At 71.6% G+C, this 9,836-nt stretch carries 5 protein-coding genes; 3 read left to right on the top strand and 2 right to left on the bottom strand.

Annotated elements, in window-relative coordinates; translation table 11 throughout:
• Nucleotides 1-111: 111 nt before the first annotated feature.
• Nucleotides 112-2,103: a glycoside hydrolase family 6 protein gene (locus ABTY15_RS33645; protein ID WP_350604137.1), complete on the bottom strand. Its 1,992-nt coding sequence runs from the start codon at nucleotides 2,101-2,103 to the stop codon at nucleotides 112-114.
• Between the two features lie 370 nt (nucleotides 2,104-2,473).
• Here ABTY15_RS33645 and ABTY15_RS33640 point away from each other — a divergent pair, with 370 nt between their 5' ends.
• On the top strand, nucleotides 2,474-5,455 hold the full coding sequence (locus tag ABTY15_RS33640; protein ID WP_350604133.1) for a glycoside hydrolase family 48 protein: 2,982 nt from the start codon (nucleotides 2,474-2,476) through the stop codon (nucleotides 5,453-5,455).
• A gap of 309 nt (nucleotides 5,456-5,764) precedes the next feature.
• Nucleotides 5,765-7,207: an endo-1,4-beta-xylanase gene (locus tag ABTY15_RS33635; protein WP_350604130.1), complete on the top strand. Its 1,443-nt coding sequence runs from the start codon at nucleotides 5,765-5,767 to the stop codon at nucleotides 7,205-7,207.
• 99 nt (nucleotides 7,208-7,306) lie between these two features.
• On the opposite strand, the gene ABTY15_RS33630 is transcribed toward ABTY15_RS33635, so the two are convergent.
• Nucleotides 7,307-8,338, bottom strand: coding sequence for a LacI family DNA-binding transcriptional regulator (locus tag ABTY15_RS33630; protein WP_350604128.1), 1,032 nt, complete (start codon nucleotides 8,336-8,338; stop codon nucleotides 7,307-7,309).
• Nucleotides 8,339-8,545: 207 nt separating this feature from the next.
• Between ABTY15_RS33630 and ABTY15_RS33625 the strand changes: the two genes are divergently transcribed.
• Nucleotides 8,546-9,835 carry an ABC transporter substrate-binding protein gene (locus ABTY15_RS33625; protein WP_350604126.1) on the top strand — a complete coding sequence of 430 codons (1,290 nt, stop codon included), beginning with the start codon at nucleotides 8,546-8,548 and terminating at the stop codon, nucleotides 9,833-9,835.
• The last annotated feature ends 1 nt before the right edge of the window (nucleotide 9,836 follow it).

Raw genomic sequence — 9,836 nt, 5'->3', positions numbered from 1 at the left:
GGGGGGGGGGGGGGGGGGGGGGGGGGGGGGGGGGGGGGGGCCGGGGGGGCGGCGGCCGCGGGGGGGGGGGGGGGCGCGGCCCCCGCCGGCGCGGCCCCGGCCCGGGGGAGGTCAGCTCGCGGTGCAGGTCAGGGTCGGGGCGGTGTTGCCGCCCGAGTAGCTCGCCTGGAAGCCGAAGCTGGTGGTGGCGTTCGGCGCCAGCGTGCCGTTGTAGGTCTGGTTGGCGGCCGTGACGGTGGCGCCGCTCTGCGCGGTGATGGCGTTCCAGCTGTTGGTGATCTGCTGGTTACCGCCCCAACTCCAGGTGACCGTCCAGGACTTGGTCGCCGCGGTGCCCGTGTTGGCCACGGTCACACCGGCCGTGAAGCCGCTGCCCCAGTCGTTGCCGACCGCGTAGGTGGCGGAGCAGCCGTTGCCACCGCCGCCCGGTGCCGCCGCCGTGGTGCCGGTCACCGCGGCGGATGCCGGGGAGACGTTTCCGGCCGCGTCCTGCGCGGTGACGGTGTACTGGTAGGCGGTGGCGGGGGAGAGCCCGGAGTCGGTGTAGCCGGTGCCGGTCACGGTCGCGACCTTGGTCCCGTTGCGGTAGACCGAGTAGCCGGTCACGCCGGCCGGACCGGTGGCGGCCGTCCAGCTGAGCGACACGCTGGTGCTGGTGGTGCCGGTGACGGTCAGTCCGCTCGGCGCGGTCGGGCCGGTGGAGCCGCCGGAGCCGGTGAACGCGGGGTAGGCGTTCTGGACCAGCAGCCGGAACTGGGTGGGGAACCACTGGCCGGCCGGGACGTTGTCGCCGGGGATGGCGTCGGTGGGGTAGGTGTTGCCGTTCCCGTCGCTCTGGGTGCCGTTCGGGTCGCAGTGCGGGTCACCGTGGGGGTGGGAGGCGGTCGGGTAGTCGCCGTCCGACTCGCCCGGAGGCTTGACCCAGAGGAACGCGATGATCGGGCTGCCCGCGCCGTACGGCTGGGCCTGCGGACGTGCGCCGATGCCGGCGCCGTTGATGTTGCACCAGCTGCCCCGGAAGTGCTTCTGATCGACCTTGTTGGCCGCGACGTAGCCGTCCACCGTGCCGGGGGCGGAGTTGAGCGCGGTGGGCCGGGCGGGGCCGCCCCAGCCGTTGCGCGAGGTGTCGACCAGCATCCCGATGGTGCTGGGGAACCCGTTGGACACCAGGGTGGAGTACATCGCGGTGTCGTAGTGGTACTCGTCGAACTCGGGGTTGTACTGGTAGAAGTTGGCCGACTTGAGCGGCTGCCCGCCGACGGTCAGCTCGGCGTTGGGGAGGAACGGCTCGGAGAGCGGCGTGGTGTTGGCGGTGTCGCTGACGAAGCCGTCGATGCTGGCGAACCCGGCGGTGGTGGCCTGCGCGACCTTGGCGTACTCCCGGCCCGCCGGCACCATGTTGTTGGACCAGCCGAGCCAGCCCGCGTGGCCGATGTCCAGGTAGTTGTACACGTTGGGGATCGCGTGCAGCTTGTTGAGCGCGTACTCGATGCCCGATTCGTAGTACGGCGTGGCGGCGGCGCAGGTCGGCTTGGACTGGTTGGTCACCGCGTTGGGCAGGGAGTCCGGCTCGATGACGGCCGCGACCCGGATGCCGGCGTACTTGGGGTTGGCCAGGACGGCCGCGATCGGGTCGATGTACTGGGTCTCGTACGTGGTCAGCCCGGCGGCTGTGGCGGGGAGTTCGCCGTTGGAGGCGAGTGCGGCGCAGTCCCGCCCGGGCAGGTCGTAGATGACGACCTGGAAGACGACCGGCGTGCTGCCCTGCTGCTGGGCGAGCGCGTGGTCGAGGTGGGCCTGGAGGCCGAGCCGCCCGCCGTCCCCGGCGATCGCGCCGATGTGGTCCATCCAGACGGCGGTGGGGTTGGCGGCGACCTGGGTTTCGAGCGTGCCCAGGGCCCCGCCGTCGGCGGATGCCTGGGCCTTGACCTCGGCCGTGAAGTCGGGGTTGAGGTAGCCGGTCGCCCCGGCGAAGGGGTTGGCGACGTGGACGGTGGCCGCGTGCGCGGGGGTGGCGGCGCCGATGCTCGGCAGCAGGCCGGTGACGCCGAGCAGCGAGGCGGCCGCTGCCGTGCGTAGACGACGCAGGACGGGATGGGGCACGTCCGGGTCCTTTCGAAGGGGTGGGAGTCCTGACGGGATCGCCGAATCGGGTGGGAACGCGCCCAGATCGGGGCGCGGCGATCCCTTCACATCAAGCCAGGGTCCGTGAAACGCCGTCAATAGTCGCGGGAGCGCTCCCATGGGAGCGCTGAAACTTACACGCCGCGGTGGTCCGGCCGACCGCTCCGGGGCCGGGCTCCCGCCGCTGGTCGCCGCCGTGGTCCGGCCCGCGGCGGGCCCGCCGGTCGGCACCGTCGGGCACGGCGGGCGCTTCCCAAGCCGGGCGCTCCACCCCACGATGACGCCACACCTCCGTCCGCCGCGCACTCCCACCCGCGTGGCGGTAACCCCACCCATCTGGAGGACGCACATGCGACGCAAAGCCCTGCGTGCCAGGGGCAACCGGCTCACCATCACCGCGACGGCCACCGTACTCTCCCTGCTCGGCGCGGCGGGCGGCGCCCTCACCGCGCCCGCCGCAGGAGCGGCCACCGGCCTTTCGTGCGGCGTGAGTTACGCCGTCAACGACTGGGGCAGCGGGTTCACCGCCAACCTCACCATCACCGACACCGGCACCACCCCCATCAACGGCTGGACCCTCGGCTACACCTACCCCGGCAACCAGACCCTCCAGAACGGCTGGAACGGCACCTGGACCCAGACCGGACGAACCGTCACCGTCACCAACCCCGACTACGCCCCCACCATCAACCCCGGCGCCACCTACACCACCAGCGCCAACTTCAACTACACCGGCCCCAACACCGCCCCCACCACCTACACCGTCAACGGCACCACCTGCCGTGGTGCCCACCAGCCGCCGACCGTCTCGCTCACCTCCCCGACCGCCGGGCAGACCTTCACCCCGGGCTCCACCGTGAAGCTGTCCGCCGCCGCGGCCGCCGACGGCGCCGTCTCGAAGGTCGAGTTCTACGCCTCGACCTCGGCCGGGACCAACACCCTGGTCGGCACCGCCACCACCGCGCCGTACACCGCCGACTGGGCGAACGTGGCGGCGGGCGACTACTCGGTCACCGCGGTCGTCACCGACGACACCGGCGCCACCACGACCTCCAGCCCGGTCGCGATCAAGGTGGCCGGGCCGAGCGTCCTGGTCAGCCCGGCCACGCTCGCCGTCCAGCAGGGGAGCAGCGGCACCTTCACCGTCGCGCTCTCCCAGGCGCCGGCCGCCGACACCACGGTGACGGTGGCCCGCTCGGGCAGCGACCCGGACCTGAGCGTCACGTCCGGCGCCGCCCTCACCTTCACCCCGGCCAACTGGAACGTGCCGCAGACCGTCACCGTCGCGGCCGGCACCGACGCCGGCCAGGTCGGCGGCACCGCCACCTTCACCGCCTCCGCGACCGGCTTCGGCTCCGGTGCCGTCACGGTGACCGAGGCGGCGAAGACGTCCGGGTACGACCAGTACTTCCTGGACCTGTACAGCAAGATCAAGAACCCGGCGAACGGCTACTTCAGCCCGCAGGGCATCCCGTACCACTCGGTGGAGACCCTGGTCGTGGAGGCCCCCGACTACGGCCACGAGACCACCTCCGAGACGTACAGCTACTGGCTGTGGCTGGAGGCCGACTACGGCCGGGTCACGGGGGACTGGACGGCCTTCAACAACGCCTGGACGAACCTGGAGACCTACCTGATCCCCAGCCACGCCCAGCAGCCCGGCCAGAGCACCTACAACCCGTCGAAGCCCGGCACGTACGGCGCCGAGAAGGCCCAACCCGACCAGTACCCGGTGAAGTTGAACAGCGGCGTGCCGGTCGGCACCGACCCGCTCTCCGCCGAGCTGAAGAGCACCTACAACAGCCCGGACGTGTACGCCCCGGCCTGGCTGCTGGACACCGACAACAAGTACGGCTTCGGCCAGTGCGGGGACGGCACCACCAAGCCCAGCCTGATTAACACCTTCCAGCGCGGCCCGGAGGAGTCGGTCTGGGAGACCGTGCCGCAGCCCGACTGCGACGTGTTCAAGTACGGCAGCAGCGGCTCCGGCTTCCTCAGCCTGTTCAACGACGGCGGCGGTTCCTTCAGCAAGCAGTACAAGTACACCGACGCACCCGACGCCGACGCCCGGCTGGTCCAGGCCGCCTACTGGGCGGAGCAGTTCGCCAAGTCGCAGGGCAAGAGCGCGGCGATCAGCGCGACGCTCGCCAAGGCCGCCAAGCTCGGCGACTACCTGCGCTACTCGCTCTACGACAAGTACTTCAAGCAGGCGGGCAACTGCCTCGGCTCCACCGCCTGCCCGGGTGGCACCTCCAAGGCGAACGAGCAACTCGGCCTGCTCACCTGGTACTTCGCCTGGGGCGGCGCGGCCGACGGCGGCTGGTCCTGGCGGATCTCCGGGTCCGCCGCCCACCAGGGCTACCAGAACCCGATGGCCGCCTGGGTGCTCGCCAACGACCCCGGCCTGAAACCGCTCTCGCCGAGCGGTGCCACCGACTGGGCGGGCAGTCTCGACAAGCAGCTCCAGTTCTTCCAGTGGCTGCAGTCCACCGAGGGCGGCATCGCCGGCGGCGCCACCAACAGCTGGGGCGGGAACTACGGCGACGACGCGGCCCCGCCGGCGGGCGACCCGACCTTCTACGGCCTGTACTACGACTGGCAGCCCGAGTACCACGACCCGGCCTCCAACCAGTGGTTCGGATTCCAGACCTGGTCGATGGAGCGGTTCGCCGAGTACTACTACGCCACCGGCGACAGCCGGGCGAAGGCCATCCTCGACAAGTGGGTCCCCTGGGCGATGTCCGTCGCCAAGGCCGACCCGGCCACCGGCACCCTGACCACGCCCGACAAGCTCACCTGGACCGGCGCGCCCGACACCTGGAGCGCCACCAGCCCCGGCGGCAACGCGGGCCTGCACGTCACTGCGAGCGGCACCGCCACCGACGTCGGCGTGGCCGGCTCGCTCGCCAAGACCCTCGCGTACTACGCGGCCAAGTCCGGCAGCAGCAGCGCCCGGAAGTTCGCCCAGAACATCCTGGACACCCTGCACGCCAAGTACACCGACGGCCTGGGCTACTCGGCCGCCGAGACCCGCACGGACTACAGTCGCTTCACGCAGGCCTACTCGCCGACCACCCACGCGGGCCTGTACGTCCCGCCCGGTTGGACCGGAACCTACCCGGACGGCACCAAGATCAGCTCGGCCAGCAACACCTTCCTCTCCATCCGCCCCTGGTACACCAGCGACCCGCAGTGGTCCAAGGTGCAGACCTACCTCAACGGCGGCGCCGCGCCGACCTTCAGCTACCACCGGTTCTGGGCCGAGGCGGACATCGCCACCGCCTTCGACGCCTTCGCCCAGCTGTTCCCGACGGTGAACCCGGGCGGCTGAGCCCGCACCCCACCGGGCCCCGGCTCTGCGCACCCGCGGAGCCGGGGCCAAGGGCTGCCCTTCGGGACCCGAATATTTCCGAAATATCGTCGAAACATTCAACCGCGTATTGACGCGTCCCGCACACTCCGAGTTACCTAGCCGCGGGAGCACAGCCCACCGCTTCGATGCTCCCGTTCCCCCGAACCGACGGCCCACCACCGTCATCATTCGCGCGCCATGACCCGCTGCCCACGCGGGTGTTCACCTCCCTCCCCCCCGGAGCGACCCTGGAGGTCGACCATGCCCTTTCGCAGGATTCTGATCGGAATGCACCGTGCCTGGACCGCCGCACTGGTCCTGGCGCTGGTGCTCGCGACCGGCGCGCTGGCCGCGACCACCCCCGCCGCGGCCGCCGGCAGCACGCTGAAGGCGGCGGCGGAAGCGAACGGCCGGTACTTCGGCACCGCGCTGGAGGGCGGCGACCTCAACGCCGCCGGTGAGACCGCCGTCGCCGGGGCGCAGTTCGACATGCTGACCCCGGCCAACGAGATGAAGTGGGACACCGTCGAGCCGTCCCCCGGCACGTACAACTTCGGGCCGGGCGACCGGATCGTCCAGTTCGCCCGGTCCCACGGCATGCGCGTGCGCGGCCACAACCTCGTGTGGCAGAACCAACTCCCCGCCTGGGCGGCGAACCTGCCGCTGAACCAGGTGCGCTCCGCGATGGAGGCGCACGTCACGGCCGAGGCCACCCACTACAAGGGCCAGGTCTACGCCTGGGACGTGATCAACGAGCCCTTCAACGGCGACGGCTCCCTTGTCCAGGACGTGTTCTACCGGGCGATGGGACCGGACTACCTCGCCGACGCGCTGCGCACCGCGCACGCCGCCGACCCGGGCGCCAGGCTCTACATCAACGACTACAACATCGAGGGCGGGAACGCGAAGAGCGACGCCCTCTACCGCCTGGCCCAGTCGCTGCTCGCCCAGGGGGTGCCGCTGGGCGGCATCGGGCTCGAGGCCCACTTCGTCCTCGGTCAGGTCCCCGCCGACCTCCAGGCCAACATGCAGCGGTTCGCGAACCTGGGCCTGGACGTGGCCGTCACCGAACTGGACGACCGGATCCAGCTCCCCGCCTCCGGGGCCGCGCTCCAGCAGCAGGCCGCCGACTACGCCGCCGTGGTCCGGGCCTGCCTGGCCGTCTCCCGCTGCGTGGGCGTGAGCCAGTGGGGCGTGGACGACGCGCACTCCTGGATCCCCGGCACCTTCCCCGGAACCGGCGCCGCCACCATGTACGACGGCAACGACCAGCCCAAGCCGGCCTACTACGCGGCGCTCTCCGCCCTCGGCGGTTCGAGCACCGGTGGCGGCGGCACCACGGGTGAGTTGCACGCGGTCGGTGCCGGCAAGTGCCTGGACGTGCCGAACGGTTCGGCCGCGGCGGGCACCCAGGTGCAGATCTACGGCTGCTGGGGCGGCACCAACCAGATCTGGACGCACACCTCGGGCGACCAGCTGAGCGTCTTCGGCGGCAGCGGCCGGCTGTGCCTGGACGCCTCCGGGCAGGGCACCGGCGCCGGCACCAAGGTGGTCGTCTGGCCGTGCAACGGCCAGGCCAACCAGCAGTGGCACCTCAACCCCGACGGCACCGTCACCGGCGTCCAGTCCGGGCTGTGCCTGGACGTGTCCGGCGCCTCCACCGCCGACGGCGCCCTGGCCCAGCTGTGGACGTGCAGCGGCCGCAGCAACCAGCAGTGGACGCTCGGCTGACCCGACGGAACGGTGTGGCCGGACGGCGCGGGACCCCGCGCCGCCCGGCCACACCGCTGTCCGGTCCGACGCCCGGCGGCCCGGCACCCCGGCGGACCGTCAATCGCTCGTGGCCGGGCCGGGGACGACCGCTCGCGGTGGGGCGGTGCTGCTGCGCTCGACCAGGCTGGTGGCCAGGTCCACCCGGAGCGTGCCGGGCCGCACCCCGCGGGCCAGGTCGATCACCAGGTGGGTCGCCGTCTCGGCCATCTCGGTCAGCGGCTGGCGCACGGTGGTCAGCGGCGGGCCCACCCAGCGGGCGAGTGGCAGGTCGTCGAAGCCGACCACGCTGAGGTCCTCCGGGATGCGCAGCCCCAGCTCGCGGGCGGCCTCGTACAGGCCGAGCGCCTGGAGGTCGTTGCCGGCGAACACGGCGGTCGGCCGGTCGGGCAGGCCGAGCAGCTCCAGGCCGAGCCGGCGTCCGGACTCGTGGTGGAAGTCGCCCTCGCGGACCAGCTCCGGGTCGTACGGGATGCCCGCCATGTCGAGCGCCGCCCGGTAGCCGTCGGCCCGGGCGCGGCTGCACATCATCCGGGCGGGGCCGCCGATCAGGCCGATCCGGCGGTGGCCGAGGTCGAGCAGGTGCCGGGTGGCGGCGAGGCCGCCGTCCCAGTTGGTGGTGCCCACGGCGGGCACGTCCTGGCCCGGGTCGCCGGCCGGGTCCATCACCACGAAAGGGATGTCCCGGTGGGCGAGTTGCTCGCGCAGCGAGCGGTCCAGGTCGGACAGCACCAGCACCACGCCGGTCGGGCGTCGGGCGAGCACCCCGTCCACCCAGGACTGGCCGGGACCGTGCCGTTCGGCGGACTCGGAGAGCACGATGCTAAGGCCCTCCTCGCGCACCGCGTTCTCGACGCCGCGGATCACCTCCACCGCCCAGGCGCTCTCCAGCTCGTGGAAGACCAGCTCCAGCAGCGGGCTGGTCTGGCGGTTGCCGCGCCGCCGCCGGTAGCCGTGCCGGTGCAGCAGCTCCTCCACCCGCTCCCGGGTGGCCGGGGCGACGTCGGCGCGCCCGTTCAGGACTTTCGAAACAGTCGGCGCGGAGACCCCTGCCTCCTGCGCGATCTCGGCGAGCGTGGCCGCTCTGTTCACGGGTTCCTCCTGCACTGCCCCTGCTAGGGCGAACTCCGTCGTGGGTGGCTGTCGGACGCGGCCGCGGGCGGTCCGCACCGCACGGATGCTAGCCCGCCGACGGGCCGGGGCCGATCCCGCCGGTGCTCTTGACGGGCGGTCAGGTCGGTTCTAGGTTTCCCACAACATTCGGCAACTTACTCGAAACATTCGAACAGAGGGCAGGATATGCGATCGAGACTCGCCGCGATCACCGCGGCCGCCGCACTCGTCCTGGGTACGTCCGCCGCCTGCGGCTCCGGCGGCGCCTCCGACTCCGGTGACGGAACGATCCACGTGCTGGTCTACGGCGACGCCGCCAACAAGGTCGAGAAACAGCTCGTCGACACCTTCAACCGGACCTCCAAGGTCAAGGCGGTGCTCGACACCGTCCCCGGCGCGGACTACCAGCAGAAGCTCCAGACCGTGATCAACACCCCGCGGGCCCCCGACGTCTTCTTCAACTGGGGCGGCGGCTCCATCCAGCCGTTCGTCAAGGCGGGCCTGCTGCTGCCGCTGGACGACTTCATCGCCAAGGACCCGGGGCTGAAGGACAACTTCCTGCCCTCGGTCTTCAACTCGGCGGTGGTGGAGGGCAAGCCGTACGGGGTGCCGATGCGCGGCACCCAGCCGGTGCTGCTGTTCCACAACAAGAAGGTGCTCGCGGACGCCGGACTCACCCCGCCGAAGACCTGGGACGAGCTGCTGGCCACGACCAAGGCCCTGAAGGCCAAGGGCATCACCCCGATCGCGCTCGGCGGCGGCGACCAGTGGCCCACCCTGATGTGGTTCGAGTACCTCTACGACCGGATCGCCGGCCCCGGCCTGTTCCAACGGGCGCTCGGCGGCGACCGGGAGGCCTGGGCGAGCGAGGACAGCCGCAGGGCGCTGGCCGCCCTCAAGGAACTGGTCGACGCCGGGGCCTTCGGCAGCAACTTCGACTCCGTGAAGTTCACCGACGGCGGCTCCCCGGCCCTGGTCGCCAAGGGCAAGGCCGCCTTCGAGCTGATGGGCTCCTGGTACTACTCCACCCAGCAGGACGCCAACCCGGACTTCGCGAAGTCCGGCCTCGGCTACACCGGCTTCCCCGCCCTGAGCGGCGGCAAGGGCGACCCGGCCGACGTCGTCGGCAACACCAACAACTTCTACTCCGTGCTGAAGAAGACCAAGCACCCGGAGGCCGCCGCGGCCTTCCTCAAGCTGATGTACTCCGACGAGTTCGTGAAGGCCCAGCTGGCCATCGGCAACCTGCCGACCACCACCGGCACCGTCGACTTCCTCGACCAGTCCGCCAGCCCCGCCTACTCCAAGGACCAGTACCAACTGGTCAAGGCCGCCCCCTCGTTCCAGCTCTCCTGGGACCAGGCCTACCCGCCGAGCGCGATGACCCCGATGCACACCGCCGTCCAGCAGTTCTTCGACGGCAGGACCGACGCCGACGGCTTCATCAAGGCCATGCAGGCCTTGCCGACCTCATGAC

Source organism: Kitasatospora sp. NPDC097643, assembly GCF_040302625.1.
GTDB lineage: Bacteria > Actinomycetota > Actinomycetes > Streptomycetales > Streptomycetaceae > Kitasatospora.
The sequence above is the reverse complement of the archived record's forward strand: the minus strand, read 5'-3'. Positions and strand labels throughout refer to the sequence as shown.

Bases quoted from the DNA above. Each gene is read 5' to 3' on its own strand.
- ABTY15_RS33625 (WP_350604126.1), top strand. From the start codon at position 8,546: ATGCGATCGAGACTCGCCGCGATCACCGCGGCCGCCGCACTCGTCCTG.
- ABTY15_RS33635 (WP_350604130.1), top strand. From the start codon at position 5,765: ATGCACCGTGCCTGGACCGCCGCACTGGTCCTGGCGCTGGTGCTCGCG.
- ABTY15_RS33640 (WP_350604133.1), top strand. From the start codon at position 2,474: ATGCGACGCAAAGCCCTGCGTGCCAGGGGCAACCGGCTCACCATCACC.